The organism is Streptomyces sp. NPDC007164, assembly GCF_040634135.1.
GTDB classification, from domain to species: domain Bacteria; phylum Actinomycetota; class Actinomycetes; order Streptomycetales; family Streptomycetaceae; genus Streptomyces; species Streptomyces sanglieri.
Genome location: NZ_JBEYFB010000030.1, coordinates 93,534 through 111,911 on the forward strand (window position 1 = coordinate 93,534; position 18,378 = coordinate 111,911).

18 protein-coding genes are annotated in these 18,378 nt (G+C 73.0%); 4 read left to right on the plus strand and 14 right to left on the minus strand.

Translation table 11 applies throughout. The features are described 5' to 3' along the window. Positions 1–14: 14 nt before the first annotated feature. The 3 genes from ABZ622_RS29565 (at position 15) to ABZ622_RS29575 (ending at position 4,639) form a co-directional block, all read left to right on the plus strand. Positions 15–1,250, plus strand: coding sequence for a cytochrome P450 (locus tag ABZ622_RS29565; RefSeq protein ID WP_360548287.1), 1,236 nt, complete (start codon positions 15–17; stop codon positions 1,248–1,250). Between the two features lie 76 nt (positions 1,251–1,326). Next, positions 1,327–3,147 (plus strand): helix-turn-helix domain-containing protein, encoded by a 1,821-nt coding sequence (locus ABZ622_RS29570; protein WP_360548289.1) that lies wholly within the window; start codon positions 1,327–1,329, stop codon positions 3,145–3,147. A 133-nt stretch (positions 3,148–3,280) separates the two neighbouring features. Then, positions 3,281–4,639, plus strand: coding sequence for a diaminopimelate decarboxylase (locus tag ABZ622_RS29575; protein WP_360548291.1), 1,359 nt, complete (start codon positions 3,281–3,283; stop codon positions 4,637–4,639). A gap of 35 nt (positions 4,640–4,674) precedes the next feature. On the opposite strand, the gene ABZ622_RS29580 is transcribed toward ABZ622_RS29575, so the two are convergent. The 14 genes from ABZ622_RS29580 to ABZ622_RS29645 all read right to left on the minus strand — a co-directional run bounded on the left by ABZ622_RS29580 (position 4,675) and on the right by ABZ622_RS29645 (position 17,764). Further along, complete coding sequence (locus ABZ622_RS29580; protein WP_360548293.1) at positions 4,675–5,469, minus strand: SAM-dependent methyltransferase; 795 nt, start codon at positions 5,467–5,469, stop codon at positions 4,675–4,677. Between the two features lie 150 nt (positions 5,470–5,619). Next, positions 5,620–6,435, minus strand: a complete 816-nt coding sequence (locus tag ABZ622_RS29585) for a discoidin domain-containing protein (RefSeq protein ID WP_360548295.1) — start codon at positions 6,433–6,435, stop codon at positions 5,620–5,622. A 293-nt stretch (positions 6,436–6,728) separates the two neighbouring features. Then, positions 6,729–7,262 carry a phage tail protein gene (locus ABZ622_RS29590; protein WP_350979342.1) on the minus strand — a complete coding sequence of 178 codons (534 nt, stop codon included), beginning with the start codon at positions 7,260–7,262 and terminating at the stop codon, positions 6,729–6,731. Positions 7,263–7,267: 5 nt separating this feature from the next. Next, the gene (locus ABZ622_RS29595) at positions 7,268–9,226 is read right to left on the minus strand and encodes a putative baseplate assembly protein (RefSeq protein WP_360548297.1); all 1,959 of its coding nucleotides are present in this window, start codon (positions 9,224–9,226) and stop codon (positions 7,268–7,270) included. Next, on the minus strand, positions 9,223–9,636 hold the full coding sequence (locus ABZ622_RS29600) for a GPW/gp25 family protein (protein ID WP_124720016.1): 414 nt from the start codon (positions 9,634–9,636) through the stop codon (positions 9,223–9,225). The genes ABZ622_RS29595 and ABZ622_RS29600 overlap by 4 nt, the downstream gene beginning before the upstream one ends. Before the next feature lie 6 nt (positions 9,637–9,642). Then, positions 9,643–9,924, minus strand: a complete 282-nt coding sequence (locus ABZ622_RS29605) for a PAAR domain-containing protein (RefSeq protein WP_266914271.1) — start codon at positions 9,922–9,924, stop codon at positions 9,643–9,645. A 36-nt stretch (positions 9,925–9,960) separates the two neighbouring features. Next, a complete protein-coding gene (locus ABZ622_RS29610) occupies positions 9,961–12,003 on the minus strand; it encodes a VgrG-related protein (RefSeq protein ID WP_360548300.1) in 2,043 nt (680 codons plus the stop codon). After that, the gene (locus ABZ622_RS29615; RefSeq protein WP_360548302.1) at positions 12,003–12,806 is read right to left on the minus strand and encodes a peptidase M23; all 804 of its coding nucleotides are present in this window, start codon (positions 12,804–12,806) and stop codon (positions 12,003–12,005) included. The genes ABZ622_RS29610 and ABZ622_RS29615 overlap by 1 nt, the downstream gene beginning before the upstream one ends. Positions 12,807–12,811: 5 nt before the next feature. Then, a complete protein-coding gene (locus ABZ622_RS29620) occupies positions 12,812–13,249 on the minus strand; it encodes a phage tail protein (protein WP_072488542.1) in 438 nt (145 codons plus the stop codon). A gap of 42 nt (positions 13,250–13,291) precedes the next feature. After that, on the minus strand, positions 13,292–15,091 hold the full coding sequence (locus ABZ622_RS29625) for a hypothetical protein (protein WP_360548304.1): 1,800 nt from the start codon (positions 15,089–15,091) through the stop codon (positions 13,292–13,294). Between the two features lie 29 nt (positions 15,092–15,120). Beyond that, the gene (locus ABZ622_RS29630) at positions 15,121–15,264 is read right to left on the minus strand and encodes a DUF6760 family protein (protein WP_093896703.1); all 144 of its coding nucleotides are present in this window, start codon (positions 15,262–15,264) and stop codon (positions 15,121–15,123) included. Next, positions 15,261–15,716 (minus strand): hypothetical protein, encoded by a 456-nt coding sequence (locus tag ABZ622_RS29635; RefSeq protein WP_360548306.1) that lies wholly within the window; start codon positions 15,714–15,716, stop codon positions 15,261–15,263. The genes ABZ622_RS29630 and ABZ622_RS29635 overlap by 4 nt, the downstream gene beginning before the upstream one ends. Beyond that, entirely contained in the window at positions 15,716–16,159 is a 444-nt protein-coding gene (locus ABZ622_RS29640) for a phage tail protein (RefSeq protein WP_072488539.1), read from the minus strand. The genes ABZ622_RS29635 and ABZ622_RS29640 overlap by 1 nt, the downstream gene beginning before the upstream one ends. A gap of 54 nt (positions 16,160–16,213) precedes the next feature. Then, positions 16,214–17,764 (minus strand): phage tail sheath subtilisin-like domain-containing protein, encoded by a 1,551-nt coding sequence (locus ABZ622_RS29645; RefSeq protein ID WP_360548308.1) that lies wholly within the window; start codon positions 17,762–17,764, stop codon positions 16,214–16,216. Positions 17,765–18,015: 251 nt separating this feature from the next. Between ABZ622_RS29645 and ABZ622_RS29650 the strand changes: the two genes are divergently transcribed. Next, a partial coding sequence (locus ABZ622_RS29650) for a hypothetical protein (RefSeq protein ID WP_360548310.1) occupies positions 18,016–18,378 on the plus strand: 363 nt, incomplete at its 3' end.

The following is an 18,378-nucleotide window of genomic DNA, read 5'->3' on the forward strand; positions in this document are numbered from 1 at the left end:
AGGACCCCGCCACCATGACGCAAGACATGCTCCTGCGGCAGATCACCGACTACGCCAACCGCGCCGACCCGTACCCGCTGTACACCGAACTCCGCAAGAAACCGGTGCGGCAGGAGGGGGACCAGCTGTTCGTCGTCAGCACGTACTGGGAGATCAAGAGTCTGCTGCACGATCCCCGGATCAGCTCGGACGCCCGCAACCTCTCCCCCGACGCCGCGGGCACCCTGCTCCAGGAGGAGGAGGTCTCGCCGCTGCCGCCCGCCTTCCTCCGGCTGGACCCTCCCGAGCACGACCGGCTGCGCCGGATGACGATGCGCCCGTTCGGGCCGCCGGAGACGCCCCGGCGCGTGGACGGCATGCGCGGCGAGCTGGCCCGCATCATCGACGGTCTCATCGACGGGTTCGGGGACCGGAGGCAGGTCGACATCGTCGACGACTTCTCGTACCCGTTCCCCGTCACCGTGATCTGCCGGCTGCTGGGCGTTCCGCGCGAGGACGAGGCACGCTTCCACTCCTGGGCCGACACGATCGCCGCCGGGCTCGACCCGGACCCGGGCGGGGACCCCGGTGAGCAGCGCCGCGCCACCCATGAGGCCCGCACCGAACTGGGGAAGTACCTGTCCGGGCTCATCGACGAACGCAGCGGCGCCCCCGGCGACGACATGCTCTCCGCGCTGGTCACCCAGCACGGCCCGGACGGGCAGATGACCCGGATGGAAATCCTCTCCACCGCGGCCCTGCTCCTGATCGCCGGTCACGAGACCACGGTCAACCTCATCACCAACGGGACACTCACCCTGCTGCGCAACCCCGATGTCCTCGAACGGCTGCGCAACGAACCCGGGTTGGCCGTCCCGCTGGTGGAGGAGCTGCTGCGCTTCGAGCCGCCCGTGCAGCTGCTCCCGCAGCGCACCACGCTCGCGGACATCGACATCGCAGGCACCACCATCCCCAAGGGCGCCTCCGTCTGGCTGGTCCTGGCGGCCGGCAACCGGGATCCGAAACGGTTCCCCGACCCCGACCGCTTCGACCCCGACCGGCCGGACATCCAGCACCTCGGCTTCGGCAGCGGCATCCACAACTGCTTCGGCGCGCCCCTCGCCCGGCTGGAGGCCCAACTCGCCCTGACCGCGCTGGCCCACCGGCTCGACGGCCCCCGGCTGGTGGACGACCCACCCCCGTACCGGCAGAACGCCGTGCTGCGCGGGCCCCGCCATCTGAACGTCGCATTCGACGGCCTCCGCAGCTGAGTCCGGGCCGACGCCTCCACGCGCGGGGCCCGGCCGAAGGCTCCACACCCGGGCCCGGGCCGACGATGATGGGCGGATGCCGACGCACGAACCGGACCGGCGCGAGACCGGGCCCTCGCTGGAGCGGATCCTCGGGCTGATCGACCCCGGAATGCTCGATGTCGTCGTGGCTCCGCTCGGCACCGGTGTGCCGGTCACCGATGTGGTGCTGCACGACCCCGGCGAGGAACGGGAGGACGACGGCGCACGGACGGCGGCCGGGCTGGTCCTGCTCGCGGTCGGTGTGGAGGCCGCCTCGCCCGGGGCGCTCGACGTGCTGCGCGCCGCCGACCGGGCCGGGGCGGCGGCCGTGGTGATGCGGCGCGGCGCCCGGGGGCCGGGCGCCGAGCTGGTGGAGGCGGCCGGCCGGGGGCGTACGGCGCTGCTGACCCGGCGGCCGGAGCAGGGATGGACGGAGGTGCTCGGCCGGTTGCGGACCGCCCTGGCGCACAGCGCCCCGGCCGGAGCCGCCGGAGTGGCGGGGCTGCGGACCGGCGATCTGTCCGGGCTGGCCAATACGGTGGCGGACCTGGTCGGCGGGGCCATCACGATCGAGGATCCGCAGTCGCGGGTGCTGGCCTATTCGCGGCTGGACCACGAACCCGACCCGATGCGCCGGCTGACCATCCTCGGCCAGGAGGTCCCCCGCTGGCGGGTCGACGAGCTCCGCGAGAGCGGCTTCTTCCGGACGCTGTGGAGCACCGAGGACGTGGTGCGGCTGCCCGCCGACGACCGGTATGCCGAGCGGCTGGCCATCGCGGTGCGCCACGGCTCCGAGGTGCTCGGGTCCATCTGGGCCGCCGCCGACGGCCGCCCGCTCGCCGAGGACGCGGCGGCCGCGCTGCGTACGGCGGCACGTGCCGCCGTACCCCATCTGTCCCACCACCAGACCTGGGGGCGGGCGGCCGCCAGGGCACGGGAAGGGGCGGTGCACGCGCTGCTGAGGGGGGACGTCCGGTCCGCGCAGGAGGCCGGGGTCGCGGCGCACCGGCCGTACGCGGTGGTGGTCGCGGAGGCGTACGACGGGCGGGGAGAGGCGGCTCACGACGAGCAGGGGACGGAGGCGTACGACGAGCGGGGAGCCGAGGCGCACGGCGGGCAGGGCGCCGAGCCGTACGACGGCCGAGGCACCGAGGCGCACGACAGGCGGGGAGCCAAGGCGCACGACGGCCGGGGCGCCGAGGCGCACGACGGCCGGGGCTCGGTACGTGCCGGGCGGCGGGTGCTGGATGTGCTCGCGCTCCAGGCCGCCGCGTACCGGCCGGGATGTGCGACCGCGCGGTCCGGGCGGCGGCTGTACGTGCTGGTCCCGGCCGGGGACGGGGAGACCGATCCCGCGCGCACCCTGCTGGCGAGCGCGCGCTCGGTGCCGCGCGACGTGGTCCTCGTGGGCGCCGGCCCGGTGGCGGCCGGGCTGTCCGGGCTGCCCGCCTCGCGGGAGGCCGCGGAGCTGGTGGTGCGGGTGCTGCGGGAGCGGGCCGCGCGGCTGCCGGCCGGGGAGGCGGGGTCGGCGGTGGCGGCGTACGACGAGGTGGTCCCCGAGACGACGGTGCTCCGGCTGCTCGACCGGGTGGAGCCGTTGTGGGGGTCGCTGTCGGGGCCGGTGCACGCGATGGTGGAGCACGACCGGGCGCACGGTTCGGCGTACGGCGACTCGGTCACCGCGTACCTCGACGCGTCCTGCGACACGGGCACGGCCGCGCGGCGCCTCAATGTGCACCCCAACACCCTGCGGTACCGGCTGCGTCGGGCCCGGGAGCTCTTCGGCGTCGATCCGGCCGACCCCGCGGTGCGGCTGCTGGCGGAGATCGGGCTGCGGCTCGCGGCCCGCCGGCCGCACGGCACGGACCGCCGTTGATCGTTCGGCTGTCCGGCAGGTCAAAGAATCCGGGCAGGCGTCGTCGTGTCGGTCGAAGACGCGCCGGTCCCTGGGCGCCGAAGCTGTTCCTACGTGACGACCAGGCAGACGGAGGGATGTTGTGGTGGTTGGCATGACTTCGGACTCGGCGGCCCGGCAACGCGGTGACCGCCGCACGGCGGCGCTGGCGCGTGCCGTCGAGGACGGGCTGCTCGGTCCGCACTCGCCCGTGGTCGGACTGCTCGACGTGGACGGTGTGCTCGCCGCGGTGGACGCGCTGAACGAGGCCTTCGAGGCGCCGTTCGAGGGGCCCGCCCCGGTGCAGCACACGTTCGCGGCCAAGGCGTGCGGTCTGGTGCCGGTGCTGCGGCTGCTCGCGGAGGCGGGGATGGGGTGCGAGGTGGCCTCGCCCGGTGAGCTGGAGCAGGCCCTCGCCGCCGGGTTCCCGTACGACCGGCTGGTCTTCGACAGCCCCGCGAAGACCGTCGGGGAGCTGGAGTTCGCGCTCGCCCACGGCATCGCGATCAACCTGGACAACTTCCAGGAGCTGGCCCGGGTGGACCGCCTGCTGGCCGGCCGAGAGGCCGCCGGACCCATCGGGCTCCGGGTGAACCCGCAGGTCGGGGCCGGGGCCATCGGCGCGATGAGCACCGCGACCGCGACCTCGAAGTTCGGCGTCGCGCTGCGTGATCCGGGTGCCGTGGACGCGGTGACCGAGGCGTTCGAGCACCGCCCCTGGCTCAACCGGCTGCACGCGCACGTCGGTTCCCAGGGCTGCCCGCTGCCGCTCATCGCCGAGGGCATCCGCGCGGCGTACGAGCTGGCCGAGCGGATCAACGACCGGCTGGGCCGCGCCCGGATCACCGGGATCGACATCGGCGGCGGCCTGCCGGTCAACTTCGCCGACGAGGACGACCGGCCCACGTACGCCGACCACGTCGCCGCACTCCGGGCGGCCGTACCGGGGCTCTTCGACGGCCGCTACACCCTCGTCACCGAGTTCGGCCGCTCGCTGCTGGCCAAGAGCGGAACGATCGGCACCGTCGTCGAGTACACCAAGTCGGCCGGCGGCAGGCGGATCGCGGTCACCCACGCGGGCGCCCAGGTCGCCACCCGTACGGTGTTCATGCCCGGCTCCTGGCCGCTGCGCGTCGGGGTCTTCGACGCCGCGGGCCGCCCCAAGCAGAGCCCGCCCCAGGTCGTCGACATCGCGGGCCCCTGCTGCTTCGCCGGGGACCTCACCGCGACCGGCGTCGAGCTGCCCGCCGTCGAGCCCGGCGACGTGGTGGCCCTGCACGACACCGGCGCGTACTACTTCTCCTCGCACTTCTCGTACAACTCGCTGCCCCGGCCCGCGGTGTACGGCTACCGCACCGGCCCCGACGGGCGGGTGCGGTTCGCGCTGGTGCGCGAGGCGCAGAGCGTGCGCGAGGTCGTCGAGGAGAGCGGTCTCGCGCAGGCGGAGGCGCTGGTGGAGCTGCGCAGGACGTGACGGCCCCGGAACCCGCAGGCGCCGCGCACCCGTTCTCAGCGGACCCGCGCCACTCCCACGTACACGCCGTTGGGCTCGTACTCCGGCGCCTCCGTGTCCTTGTACCACTCGGGGCCGGACACCAGCCCGGGGGCCACGAACTCCAGCCCCTCGAAGAACCGCTCGACCTGCGCGCGGTCGCGGGCGAGCAGCGTCATGCCGCCCTCCCGGTACGTGCTGCCGATCCGCTCGGTCAGCTCGGCCGGCAGGAAGTCCGCGGTGCCGTGCGAGAGGATCAGGTAGCTGCCGGACGGCAACGCGTCGACGAGGGTACGGGTGAGGCCGTACGGGTCCTCCTCGTCCGTCAGGAAGTGCATCAGCGCGATCAGCGACAGCGCGATCGGCCGGTCGAAGTCCAGCACCTCGCGGGCGTGCGCGAGGATCGCCTCCGGGTCGCGGACGTCCGCCTCGATGTACGAGGTGACGCCCTGCGGCGTACTGGTCAGCAGGGCCTCGGCGTGACGCAGGACGATGGGGTCGTTGTCGGTGTAGACGACCCTGGCCGCCGGGTCGACCGCCTGGACGACCTGGTGCAGATTCGGTTCGGTGGGAATGCCGGTGCCGATGTCGAGGAACTGGTCGACGCCCGTACCGGCCACCCATGCCGACGCCCGGTGCATAAACGCCCGGTTCAACAGACAGGCACGCCGGGCAACTTCGGGAAGCTTCTCGCCGACCGCCTGGTCCACGAGGTAGTTGTCCTTCCCGCCCAGCAGATAGTCGTACACCCGTGCCGGGTGCGGCCTGCTGGTGTCCATCCGGGACGCGGAGGTGTCTTGGCCTGTGGTCATGAGGGACTCCGATGGGGTGCGCCGACTGTGCCGTCCATCCTGGATCACCGGTGGTCCCGGCACGGGCGAACACCGTATTCGGCCGTCCGCCCCCGGTGAAACGTCTCCGCCCCGGCGGGGACGTTGCCGCCTCGTCGAGCCGGTCAGGGCTCAGGGCCTGCGGCCGAAGAACTCGATCTCGGCCACGGCGAGACGTCGGCCGGGGCCCGCTCCGTACGTGGTGTCGGTCGTGAGCCGGGCCCTGACGATCTCCGAGCCGCGCAGGTCGAAGGTCTGCTGGCCCGGCTGGTCCTTGACCCGCAGCTTCTTGCTGACGCTGGTCCCGTCGGCGGAGGTGAGCAGCACGGTGATCCTCGCCGGGCGGGCCTGGGTGAGGAACTCGTCCGCCTTGGCCGACGTGCCCGGGAAGACCACCAGCTTCAGTACGCGTACCGGCTGCTCGAAGTCGCACTCCAGGTACTGGCCCACCCCGGTGTCGGCTCCGGCGGCCGAGGGCGCCCAGTAGCGGTTGTTGAAGCCGTCGAACGCCGCACCCGCCGGGTGCCCCGGGGCCCTGCTGGACGCCCGGAACCGGGTCGGCGGCACCGCCTCCGGCGTCCCGGTCTCGTCCTTGGCGAAGCCGAACCAGCCGGGCACGTGCGGAAGCGCGAACCAGACCCCGCACGCCAGCACGATCAGCACGATCGGCAGCGCCAGACCGGGGCGGCGCCACAGCCGGCGCTTCGGCCGGGTGCCCGCGGTGGGCGCCTGACGCGGCCGCCGCCGGAGGATCCGGCGCCACCGGACAGGCCGTGCCTCGGGCGGCGGTCCCGGGTTCAGGAGCAGTGCGCAGCGGACGCACAGGGTGCGCTCCGGGGCGTTCTCCGTACGGCAGTTGGGGCAGATGACGGGCGGTGCGGGCGGTGGGCCCGGGGGTGTGTTCGCGGGTTCGGGCGGTACGTCGGGCAGCGCCTCGGGCCCCGGCACCGGCTCGTCCGTCTCGTCTCCGGGGCGGCGCGGGGCGGCGGTCGGCGCGACGGGGGGCTGGGGCTGGGGGGAGGGCTGGGGGGACGGTTCCGGCCGGGGCTGGGGCTGGGGCTGGGGATTCGGCTGCGGCGCGGGAGCGGCCGGAGGAACGTGGAGATCCCAATGCGCCCGGGGCGGCCGGTTGGTGGAAGGCGCCGGGGTTCCGCCCGGCGGCTCCTCCCACTCCAGGAACGCCTGGCACGACGTACAGAACTGCGTCCCCGGCGCGTTGTTCTGCCCGCACGACTCGCAGATCACAGCACCTCCAGGTCGAAGCCCACATGCGCCGGTATCTCCGTACGGATCAGCTCCTCCAGCCGCACCCGGTCGACCTGGTACGGCCGCGTGGCCCGGACCCGGACCGTCACCCAGGGCCGCGGGCCGCCCGGGAACCGGGTGTGCGGCATCGTCGACCACGCCGTGCCGCCGCTCTCCACGATCTCCGGCTCGATCCCGGTCTCCAGCAGCACCGCCTCCGCGAGGCCGCGCCGGGTGCCCCGTCGGCTGTGCCGCTCGACCGCGCCGCGCACCGTCGCCCGCCGCTGCTCGACCGGGTGGTCCGTGCGGGTGTCGACGGCCACCCACTGGGCCAGCCAGTCGAGGAAGTCCTCGGGCGCGCTGCGCGGGTCGAGGTGGGCGGGCAGGTTGTCGATGGAGAGCAGGACCGGGGCGAGTACGTCGTCGAGCGCCGCGAGGAACCGTTGCAGGAAGTCCTGTTCCAGGTAGACCGCCGGGAGCTGTTCGATCAGCGGGTGCGGCGTCGGCAGGCCGGTCACGGCTGTGCGCATGGTGGTCAGGCCTCCCGTACCCGGAGCTGGTGCTCGTAGCTGAAGACCAGCGCGTGCCGGTCCAGCGCGATCTTGGTGGTGGGTTCGCCGCGCTGTCCGTTCACGGGGTCCGCGGGGAAGAGGCGTACGTCCTCCACCAGGTCCACGCCCGCCACCTGCTGGAGCACGGCGAACGCCTCGCCCGACTGGATCGGCCGGCCGAACGGCCAGCCGTCCCGGCCCGGTCCGCCGCTCAGCGGGTTGAAGTAGCTGTAGAGGGCGGTCAGCGCCTCCTCCCGCACCTTCTCCAGTACGACACCCCGGCGGGCCTGGACCGTGGCGACCACCGTGACGCCCTGGTAGAAGGGCCGCTCGACCACCAACCGGGCGCCGATGGGCCTTCGTTCGTCCAGATGGCCCGCGATCAGGGCGAGGGTCTGCTGCGGCGGGACCAGCTCGTCGAACCGGATCCGGCCCTGCTCGTCGCTCCGCCCGGCCGGTACGACGAGCAGCCGCACCCCGCCCGCCTCGACGTCCGAGTCCTCGCCGGCCGGGATGCACTGCACCCGCGACGCGTCGGGCGCGACCTCGCGGGCCAGCAGCTCGTAGTCGTGCGGCACGACGGCCCGGTGCAGGGTCCGCAGCGTCATCGGCCCGCGCACCCGTGCGCTCTCCACCGTCTCGCCGTCCACCCCGCCCAGCGCCGCGCCGCGGTTCTCCACCCGGGCCACGTACGGGATGGCGCTGCGCAGCACCCGGAGGGTGGAGCGGGCGACGTTGCCGCGCAGGCCGCCGCCGGTACGGTACGAGCGCACTCGTACGGTGGCGCCCTTCGGCGGCACCTTCCCGTAGTAGCGGATGGAGCCGTCCCGCTCCCGTACCGCCGGACCGAACTCGACCCGCCCCGAGTTGGGGTCGAGCGTGATGTGCCGGTCCTCGGGGCCCGAGTGCGCGAAATCGTCGACCCGGGTCCATTCGGTGCCCTGCGGGCCGCCCGACGGATCCGCGACCTCGACGACGAAGTCGCCGGGCACGACGGGCGGGCGGCTGATCGTGAAGGTCTGGCCGGGTACGCCCTCGGCCGGGCCGAGCACCTCGTCGGTCACGGTCTCCGCGTGCACGGCGCCGACGGTCGCGCCGATCGTGAACGCGGTGATCCGGCGGACCACCGGGGGCGCCATGTAGGTGGGCTGCCCCGGGGCGGCCTCCACCAGCCGGCAGCGCAGCCAGCCGCCGGTCCGGCGCACGACGACGTTCGGGGTGTGGCCCTCGGGGAGGTGCAGGATCAGCTCTCCGGACCGGTTGAAGCCGCCGGTGTCGTCCTTCTCGACCTCGCAGGCCGTCCAGGCGCCGCCGTCCCACGCCTCCCAGACCAGCGGCGGACGCAGCGGGTCCACGCCGACGCCCTCGACGGCACAGTCCAGCCGGAGCACGACGACGCCCGAGGGGACGGCCGCGGACAGGCCGACGTAGAGGGCGTCGCCTGGCGCGGGCGTGGTGCCGAAGCAGGGGACGGGGCGGCCGAGCGCGAGCTCCTCGGTACGGTCCAGGGTGTCGCCGGACGTCGGCCAGGTGGCGAGATGGGCGAACTCGCAGGGAACTATGGACAGTTCGCCCTCGGTGGTGAAGACCACCGCTTCCTCGGTCTCGGTGCGTACGGTCGCGACCTCCGTGCCGGCCCGTACCCGTACCGGCTCGGGCTGTGGCGCCGAGAGCCGGAACGTCACATCGGTGCGGGCGGCCGTGGGCTGGTGGAGCCGGACCCCGATCAGGTCGAGGAAGGTCAGATAGCTCTTCTCCGGAACGCGGTTCACCCGGTAGACGAGCTGGTCGACCATGGTCGCGAAGGCCTCGATGAGGGTCACTCCGGGGTCCGACACATTGTGGTCGGTCCACTCGGGGCAGCGCTGCTGGACGAGCCGTTTCGCCTCGTCGACCAGGCCCTGGAAGTGACGGTCGTCCAGGTACGGGCTGGGCAGTGTCACGCGCCGTCCACCTCTTCGTGCTGCGGGATCACATAGAACGGGAAGACCAGGTTCCGGGGGTCGTTGGCGCCCCGCACGGTGTAGCCGATGTCGATGTACAGGACGCCGTTGTCCGCCTCGTCGAACCGGACGACGACCTCGGTGACCTCGATCCGGGGCTCCCACCGGTCGAGCGCGAGGCGCACCTCGTAGGCGAGCTGCCCGGCCGTGCCCGCGTCCGCCGGGGCGAACACGTAGTCGTTGACGGCGCAGCCGAACTCCGGCCGCATCGGCCGCTCGCCCGGCGACGTCGCGAGGATCAGCCGGATCGACTCCTCCAGCTCGTGCTCACCGCGCACCAGGGCGATGGAGCCGGTGGCGTCGGTGCGCGGCGGGAAGGCCCAGCCCGCGCCGATGAACTCCTGTCCCATGGCCGCTCAGCCTCCGATCAGCACCGTCGGGCACCCGGACACGATCGGCGCGCCGCAGGCGGCCCGGTCCCCGACCCGGGCGGCGGGGCGGCCGCCGATCAGCACCGTGGTGCTGCCGGGCGGGATGATCGCGGACGGGGCGTGGACCGCGGGCGGCGGCATCGCGCACAGGTGCGGGGTGCCGACCGTGGCGGCGGGGAGCCCGCCGATCAGCACGGTCGGGACGCCGGGGGGCCCGACCGTGCCGGGGTGGCCGGTGGGGTCACCGACCCGTGCGGCTGCTGACATGGCAGTCCGTTCCTCTCGCTCCGCGCGTCCGCGCCGTCAATTGATCTTCACCATGGGTGCGTTGACGGCGAGGGAGCCGCCGCTCTTGATGTCGGTGCGCTGCGTTCCGTCGACCGCGACCTGGGCGCCCTTCACGGTCACCGTGCCGCCGGTGGAGAGCTTGACCTCGCCGGTCCCGCCGTCGACGCTCACTCCGCCGCGGGACTTCAACGTGACGCTGTCGCCGCTCAGTTCGAGCGTTCCCTGGCCGCCGTCCAGCGCGACGCCGCGGGCGGCCCTGATGGACACCTGCTGCTTGGCCTCGATGTTCACGCTGCCGTCGCTGTTGATCACGATCACGGTGCCCTTGCGGTCCAGATCGATCTTCAGCTTTCCGTCGCCGGTGAGCAGGCGTACGCCCTGCGGGCCGTTGGCATCGTCCAGGATTTCCAGCTGGTTACCGCTCTTGGAGGCGATCGAACGCCGGTTGACGGCACCGCTGGTCGGGTCGACGAGGGGGGTGCCGGGGGCGGATTCCGGGGCGGACCCCGGCGCGGCGGATCCCTGGGCGGATCCCGAAGCGGACGATTCGCCGGTCACGGCTCCGGTCACCGCGCCGGCCACACCGCCCGGCCCGCCTCCGGCGGTGCCTGTGCCGCCTCCGCCGCCCCCGCCTCCACCCCCGCCCCCACTGCCCTGTGACGGCCGGTCCTTCCCGTTGTACAGACCGGCGAGGACGTACGGACGGTCCAGGTGGCCGTGCTCGAACCCCACCAGCACCTCGTCCCCGACCTCGGGGATGAACGCCTCGCCGCCGCTCGTCCCGCCCGACTGGGCCGTACGCGCCCAGTCGCTGGCGTACTCGTCCGACAGCCAGGGGAACCGCACCTTGACCCGGCCCGAGCCCTCCGGGTCATGGGTGTCCGTGACCGTCCCGCTGACCAGCCCCGCGCACCGTGAGCCACCACCGGACCCCGTGCCGGAGCCACCCGGTCCGGGCCCGCCGCCGGTCAGCCCGAACAGCGAACGCTCCTGCTGCCCGGAGACGGTGAGCCAGGTCTCGTAGCCGCGCACCGGGTCGAAGACATGCCGGGACGACGTGACCGTGTACCGCCCCTCGAACGGCGCCCCCACCGCGTTGAGCGCCACCGCGCTGCCGGCCCGCACCTCCGGGTTCCCCCGGATCACCGCCTCCAGCTCCGCGAACGACCCGGCGATCCGCTCGGCCAGGGCCTTCGCCGCCTGGTCCACCTGCGCCTGCGCCCCGTACGCCGCATCGGTGACCACGAAGCGCGCCTCGCCGAACGGGGCGGACACCTCGGCCGCGCTCACCCCCAGCTCCAGCGTCGCCGACTTCCCGGCGGGCGCCCGCCCGACCAGCGGCTGCTTGGCCTTGACGTCCCAGCCGCGCACCTCGACCTCGGAGACCTGCTCGGCGGAGGACACCCCGGCCCGGCAGCGCAGCAGGTTGCTGCCCATCTCCAGGACCAGCGGGTCGCGGTCGGCCCGCGCCGAACCGTCGGGCGCGCCGCTCGCCTCCGCGGGCCGGGTGATGTGCAACTGGCCGTCCAGCACGTACGCCTGGGCGCCCGCCTCCTCGGCCAGGTCCCGGATGAACTCCCAGTCCGTGACGTTGGGCTGGGCGATGTGTTCGAGCACCGGACCGGCCACGTCCACGGTGCCCGGCTTGAGTCCGGCGCGCTGGGCGACCTGGGCGCAGATGTCGGCGAGCGTCATGTTCTGGTAGCTGGCCACCCGGCGCCCCCGGAACAGCCGGTGCGACTCGTCGAGCCCGCGTACGACGGTGAACGTGCCGGTCTCGTCGAGCTCCACCTCCAGGGCGGTGACGACCCCCTTGAGCAGCGGCTTCGGTGCCGAGTCGCCGCCCGCGCGGGCCAGCAGCCGGGCCTCGCTGCCGATCTTCAGCCCGGTCTGCTCCAGCAGCACCCGGTCCGGGTCGCGGAAGCGCAGGAGGAACAGGTCGGGCAGCGTCCGGCTGTCGTCTACGTACCCCTCGACCAGGGTGTTCACGAACTTCGCCGGCAGCGGACTGCCGCCGAACTCCACCACCAGCGCCGTCGCGACGCCCGACTGCGCCATCAGGACCGCCCTCCGCCCTCGGCCTCTCGGAGCCGGTTCAGCTCGTCGAGCGCGGGGAGCAGCAGCTGCCGTCCGGGGGCCAGCCGCAGTGGGTCGTCGATCCCGTTCGCCTCCGCGATCACCCGCCAGGCCGCCGGGTCGCCGTACTCGCGCTGGGCGAGCGAGGGCAGCGAGTCCCCGGCGCCCAGCCGGTGCACCCGGCGGGCGGCGAGGGCGCCCGAGGTCGGGTTCTGGCCCGGGGTGTCGCCGCTGATCTCCTCCATCGTCACCTGGCAGACGGCCCTGATCGGCACGCCCGACGTGGTGAACAGGGTGTATTTCGCCTGCACTTGGCTCACGTAGCCGGGGAACCCGGTCAGCCCGCCCCAGTGGAAGACCACCCACGGCGGCGAGGACCGCTGCTGCTGACGGGTCTCGTTCGTCGGCACGCAGCAGGCGAAGAGCTGCTCCACGGAGGTCACCACCCGGGTGTCCTGGGTGTCGCTGGCGTCGAAGAACATCTCCACGGTGAGCTTGCTGGGCTGCGAGCCCTGGTACTCCGGCGGGCCGGAGCTCTTCGCGCCCTTGGCCGGACTCCGCTTCCAGGAGGCGGCCTTGGTGAGGCTCAGCTCCTTGGGGTTGAACTGGAAGTCGATCCGCCCGCACGGGCCGCCGGGGGTGAGTCCGCCGCCGGTCGGCGGGGTCCGCAGCTCCAGATAGGCGTGCTCCAGCTTGGGCCGGGCCGAACCGCTCTTGCCCGCCTTCGCTCCCGCCGCCCCGGACGTACCGGCGGCGCTGAACGCGATGGGACCGGCACCGCTCACGACGCTCAGCCCTCCATCACATAGCCGTGATGGGCGATCTCGATCGTCTCCATCGCGACCTTGGGCGATTCGGGGGTGAAGGAGGGTCCGGTCCAGCGCACCGGCACGACCTCCAGCAGCCCCCACTGGGCCACCTTCTGCCCGTCCCCGGTCCGCGCCTCGATGTGCGCCGTCTTGCGGCTGAACCCGGTCGTCATGGTGGCGAACCAGCGCGCCACCTTCTCGGTCTCCTTGGTGAGCGGCCGGGACAGCTTGACGTTCGAGTACTTCAGCCGGGTCGGCAGCTGCCACAGATGCCCGTTGTTGCCGCCCTCCTCACGGGTTTCGAGCACCACTTCGCAGCCCAGCCCGTCGCATGTGTTGAATGATCCGAGCTCGATGTCGTCGATCGTGACGACGAAGCAGACACTGACGGCGGGATCGTTCTCCTGGGCGGTGGCCATGGTCCGTACCTCTCGATCTCAGTGCCTGGTCGTGTCCGGCTTTCAGTGCCTGGTGTTGATGAGGAATCCCGCTCGTTCGCGTTCCAGCCGCAGATCCGCCTTGAAGAGCCTGCTGAGCGGCGCGTACAGGGCACGTACCAGCTCGTCGGTGACGACGGGCGCCCCGCCGTGGGCCGGGGCGGCCCCGGGAGCGCCGGGCGCACCGTGGGCCTCGGCCGTGGGCCCGGGTTCCGGCTCGGCCTCGGGCGCGGCGTCCTGGGGCGGATCCGGGGGCGGCGGCTCCTCGCTCTCCGTCTCGCGCTGGACGACGGGCGCCGAGTAGGAGGGCGGCGGCGCCCCGAAGACGACGCTGCCGTCCGCCGCGCGCTGAGCCACTCCGGCGGCCACGGCGGCCGAACCGGCCGTGGTGAAGGAGGTCGCGGAAGGGCCGGGAGCGGTGGACGGTACGGACCGACTACCGGAACCCGGCAATGAACGCGGCACCGGCGGCCCGCCGGCTGCCTGACGCTGGAGGCCGGGACGGGACGGGTACGACGTACGCGCCGCCTCCCCCGGAGCCGTGGCCGTACGTTGCAACGCCGCCGGCAGGGATGCGGCCGGTGTCACCGAGGGCACGCCCGCCCGGTCCGGGGTCCAGCGCACCGGAACGGAATCCGGCGGAGCGGACGGCGAGGCGGACGGCGGCGAGTACGACGACGGACCGGGCGTCGCCCCCGTACCGGCCCACGGAGCCGCTGCCGCCGCCTCCGCCCGGTCCACGGCGGAACGCTGTACGGCCCCGACACCGCCGCCCGGCCCGGCCTGGAGCGACACGGGCCGGTCGGCGAGCAGGGGTGCGACCGGGTCGGATGTCCGGGGCGGCGCGAGCGGGCCCGGAAAGGACACGGCGGCGGACCGCTGCACCGACGGCGCGGGAGCCGCCGCTACGGGTTCCGGCCCGGCGGGAAGCAGCGGGGAGTCTCCGAGCAACGGTGCGGTGGGCCCACTGGTGTCGGAGAAGGGCTCAGGAACTCCGGACGGCGCGGAGAACCCGGAATCCCCGGGGACCTCGGCAGCCGCAGTGGCCTCTGCCGCTCCGGCTGCCGCAACACCCCCTGTCGTCCCCTCCGCCCACTCCGTCCCCTCCGTCTCCGGTGCGGCGTGGGCGGCCTGCCGCTGTGCGGTGGGCGGCAGGGCGGACATGGGCGCACCGAGACCGGGCGCCCGCCGGGGCCGGTCCGGGGCAGGCGGCAACGCCGAACGCTGAACGGGCAGCGACGGGGACGGGGACGGGGACGGGAGCGATGTCGGGCCGGAGGACTCCTCTGCCGCCGGTTCCGGAGCCGATGCCGGTGCGAGGGGCTGCTCGCCCACCAACTGCCGTACCGGCAACCCCGCCACGGCCGATCCCCCGGCCGACGTCATCGCGGGCGCACCGCCTGCGGCAGCCCGCTGCACCGACATGGGCACGGACAGGGGCACGGACAGGGCTACGTACTCGGTCCGGACCGGCGGCTCTCCCGGCCGCTCCACGGACCGCTGCACCGGCGACGGGCGCTCCGCCGGAGCCGGGGTGGTGATCCCGTGCACCAGACCGGTGGGCGCGTCCGGGCTGACCAGATGCCCGAGGGGTGTACCGAGCGAGGTGTCCTGCCGGGTGGAGAGCGAGCCCTGGAACCCGGACGGATCGATGACCAGATCCTGAGCACCCAACACCCGCTGAATGGGCGGAAGTCCGGCGAGATCCGCCCGCTCACGGGGCACGCCCGGCGAAGCGGCACCCGTCTCCGCCCCGGCACCCGCACCCGCGCTCGTCTCCGTACGCCCGCCACCGCCGCCGCGCAGCCAGGACATCAGGCCCATGGATTCTCCCGCCCTCCCTGCGCTGTTCGCTACTGCCCGTTGAGGCGAGCGATCTGTGCGACGAACCTCAGTCGTTCCGGGTGTTCCAGGTCCAGCAGCTCATCGAGCGGCCAGTGGAAGTGATAGGCGAGGTACGCGACCTCCTCGTAGAGCAGGTCGGCCGCGTACGTCACGATTCCCCCAGGCGGCCACCGGCGAGATTCACCGCGAACTCCTCCTTGCAGGCCGGGCAGGAGACGGCGGCGCGAGTGTGCCCCTCGGCGTTGATCCGCCGGTAGAAGTCCTGGAGAAAGGCCAGGTCGGAGGCGAAGAGGTCCTCGATGATGCCGGGATGGATGTCGTCGATCGTGCCGATCCGGGTGACGACCCTGGCGATGAGCACGACCGAGAGGTACGCGGAGTTCTCACGTACCCGGTCGTCCCGCAGCGGCACGAGTTCGTCGCGTGCGGTCGCGAGCCTCATGACGCCCGTGTGGTGCACGGCGCCCGTCTCGTCGACGTACCCGCGTGGCAGCTCGAAGGTGAACTCGGTACGGAGCGGCTCCCGTTGCCCGGACCGCCGTTCCGTCCCCCCGACCGGATCCGAGGCCGGTGCCGGGGCGGACGCCTCTGTCGTACGTCGCATCAGTCGAGTTCCATGCTTTCGTACGTGATGGCGAGCTTCTCCGTCAGGACGGACGTGTCACCGGCCTTGAGGGTCCCGATCTCCAGGGACTTCGGCCAGGCGTTGATGAGCTTGTAGCGCTTGATGGCGATGCCCTCGTGGTCGTACACGATGACCGCACCGTTGCGGCGGGCCGCGGTCATCCGGCCGAACCGGGAGTCCTTGATCCACCGTTCGAAGCTGTTGTCCTCGGTGAGACCGCGGGTCACGGTCACCTCACCGGCCTTCGGCCTGCCGGGGAGCTTCTTGATGGCGTAGCGGCCGTCGGCGGTGTTCTGCTTCAGCTCGATGACGTCCTGCTCCATCTTCAGACCACTGACCTCGGTGATCTGCTTGATGACGACGCTGTCGAATTCGAGGCCGAAGGAGGCCCCGACGGTGCTGTCGAGATCGGGAAGTGGCACAACAGGCTCCTTTACGGCTCTTACCGCTTGGTGGACCTAGGGGACCGGGCCGCGCTACTCGTCGACTCCGCCGGTGCCCCCGGTCAGCTGGGAGAGGCGGAAGACGACGAACTCGGCCGGCCTGACCGGTGCCACCCCTATCTCGCAGATGACCTGACCTGCGTCGATGCTCTCCGGCGGGTTGGTCTCGCGGTCACACTTGACGTAGAACGCCTCTTCCGGAGTGAGCCCGAACAGTGCGCCCTTGCGCCACTCGTTGACCAGGAACGCCGAGACCGTGCGCCGGATACGGGCCCACAGGGCGTCGTCGTTCGGCTCGAAGACGACCCACTGCGTACCGGTGAGGATCGACTCCTCCAGGTAGTTGAAGAGGCGCCGGACGTTCAGATAGCGCCAGGCCGGGTCGGAGGCCAGCGTGCGCGCGCCCCAGACCCGGATGCCGCGCCCGGGGAAGGACCGGATGCAGTTCAGCCCGATCGGGTTGAGCAGATCGTGTTCGCCCTTGGTCAGCTGGGTCTGCAGGGCGACCGCACCGCGTACGACCTCGTTGGCGGGAGCCTTGTGCACCCCGCGCGACTCGTCGTTGCGGGCCCAGACGCCCGCGATGTGGCCGCTCGGGGGTACGAGCCGGGCGCGCCCGGACGAGAGGTCGGCGACCCGGATCCAGGGGTAGTAGAGCGTGGCGTACTTGGAGTCGAAGTTGGCCTGGTCGGTGCGCCAGGCACGGATCTGCTGCGGGCTCAGCCCCGGCGGCGGGTCGAGAATGGCGACCCGGTCACCCATCAACTCGCAGTGGCTGATGAGCCCCTGCTGCACGGCGATCACCGACTCCAGGTCCAGCAGCCCGCGTTCGTACGCGCTCATCAGGTCCGGCACCGCGATGGTCGTGACCTCTTCGACCGCTTCGAGCCCGCCGAGCCCGGTCCGGCGGTCGGGGTCGCCGACGTACAGCTCGGGGGTCAGCGCCCCGGCGGCGGGTGAGGCGGGCGCGGCGGGAGCCAGCGTCACGCTCTGCGTCCCGGGCCTGGCCGGGGCGGCACCGCGCCCGGTCTCGCGTATCTCGATGAGCTCGGACTTGGCGTTGACCCGGGTGGCGACGTTCTCCTTGCTGCGCTTGGTCGTGACGCTCGGATACGTCTCCGCGACCTGCCCGTCCCGCTTCACGATCAGCTGGAAGACGTCGGAGGGCGGATCGTCCCCCTCCACCTCGGTCACCTCGACGGTGACCTCCCCGGTCACACCGGGTCGGGGCTTCACCGCGTACGGCCCGAGCTGCGTCTCGGACCCGGCGGGCAGCTGCCCGGCGCTCCGTTCGTCGTCCCCTTCTGCCGTCGGCTCGGTACCGTCATCGATGCGCACCACGTAGCAGACGCCGCCGCCGTTGGCGAAGAACCCGTACACGGCGGACGCCAGATACGCGCCGTCGACGAAGTCACCGAACGTGCCGGCGAACTGGCTCCAGTTGGTGATCAGCGTCGGCTCGTCGAACGGGCCCTTGCGGGCGAAGCCGACGAAGGCGGCGACCGAGGTGCCCACCCCTTCGATCGGCCGGGATCCGGACTCGATCTCTTCGACGTAGACGCCCGGGGACAGGTACGACGGCATGTGAGTCTCTCCTTGGCCGGGAACGCCCGCAATTCTCGCGACACCGGCGATCACCGGGAACGGACACACGGCCGCCCACCCGTGCACCGGCCCCTGCCCGATCAGGCAACACCTTCGTGCTGTACGTGCCGCCGGTCCCTGCCCCGACCTCGGTGCGCCTGCCCTGCGTACCGCGCGGGCGTTGCGCACACCCTGGGACGCCGACAGGGCCATGCGCGGTCGGGGGTGTGTGCGGTCGGGAGGGAGGGCGGATGAAGGCGGTTCCGGAGAAGGATGCCACCGCTGCCCGCCCCTCTCCCGCCAGTCCGGACGTCTCCCGCACAACGGTGCCGGCACCGGAACGCCCGCCCGGCGACCGCCCCGCCCCCGATCCCCGCAGCCTCCAACGCCTGCAACGCGCGGCGGGCAACAGGGCCGTCTCCCGCCTGGTCGCCCAGCGCTACACGGCCCCGGTGAAGCCGTCGCCCGCCCAGGCCCCCGGCTTCCGCAAGGTCAAGTCCGACGTCGCGGCCAAGAAACTCCGCCTGGCCCACCACGCCCCCGCCACCACCGAGTCCAGATCCGCACAGGACGCGGCCGTCGCACCCCCCGACGACAAGGAGGCCCAGGGCAAG

Bases quoted from the DNA above. Each gene is read 5' to 3' on its own strand.
- ABZ622_RS29565 (WP_360548287.1), top strand. From the start codon at position 15: ATGACGCAAGACATGCTCCTGCGGCAGATCACCGACTACGCCAACCGC.
- ABZ622_RS29570 (WP_360548289.1), top strand. From the start codon at position 1,327: ATGCCGACGCACGAACCGGACCGGCGCGAGACCGGGCCCTCGCTGGAG.
- ABZ622_RS29575 (WP_360548291.1), top strand. From the start codon at position 3,281: ATGACTTCGGACTCGGCGGCCCGGCAACGCGGTGACCGCCGCACGGCG.
- ABZ622_RS29580 (WP_360548293.1), bottom strand. From the start codon at position 5,469: ATGACCACAGGCCAAGACACCTCCGCGTCCCGGATGGACACCAGCAGG.
- ABZ622_RS29590 (WP_350979342.1), bottom strand. From the start codon at position 7,262: ATGCGCACAGCCGTGACCGGCCTGCCGACGCCGCACCCGCTGATCGAA.
- ABZ622_RS29600 (WP_124720016.1), bottom strand. From the start codon at position 9,636: ATGGGACAGGAGTTCATCGGCGCGGGCTGGGCCTTCCCGCCGCGCACC.
- ABZ622_RS29605 (WP_266914271.1), bottom strand. From the start codon at position 9,924: ATGTCAGCAGCCGCACGGGTCGGTGACCCCACCGGCCACCCCGGCACG.
- ABZ622_RS29610 (WP_360548300.1), bottom strand. From the start codon at position 12,003: ATGGCGCAGTCGGGCGTCGCGACGGCGCTGGTGGTGGAGTTCGGCGGC.
- ABZ622_RS29620 (WP_072488542.1), bottom strand. From the start codon at position 13,249: ATGGCCACCGCCCAGGAGAACGATCCCGCCGTCAGTGTCTGCTTCGTC.
- ABZ622_RS29625 (WP_360548304.1), bottom strand. From the start codon at position 15,091: ATGGGCCTGATGTCCTGGCTGCGCGGCGGCGGTGGCGGGCGTACGGAG.
- ABZ622_RS29635 (WP_360548306.1), bottom strand. From the start codon at position 15,716: ATGCGACGTACGACAGAGGCGTCCGCCCCGGCACCGGCCTCGGATCCG.
- ABZ622_RS29645 (WP_360548308.1), bottom strand. From the start codon at position 17,764: ATGCCGTCGTACCTGTCCCCGGGCGTCTACGTCGAAGAGATCGAGTCC.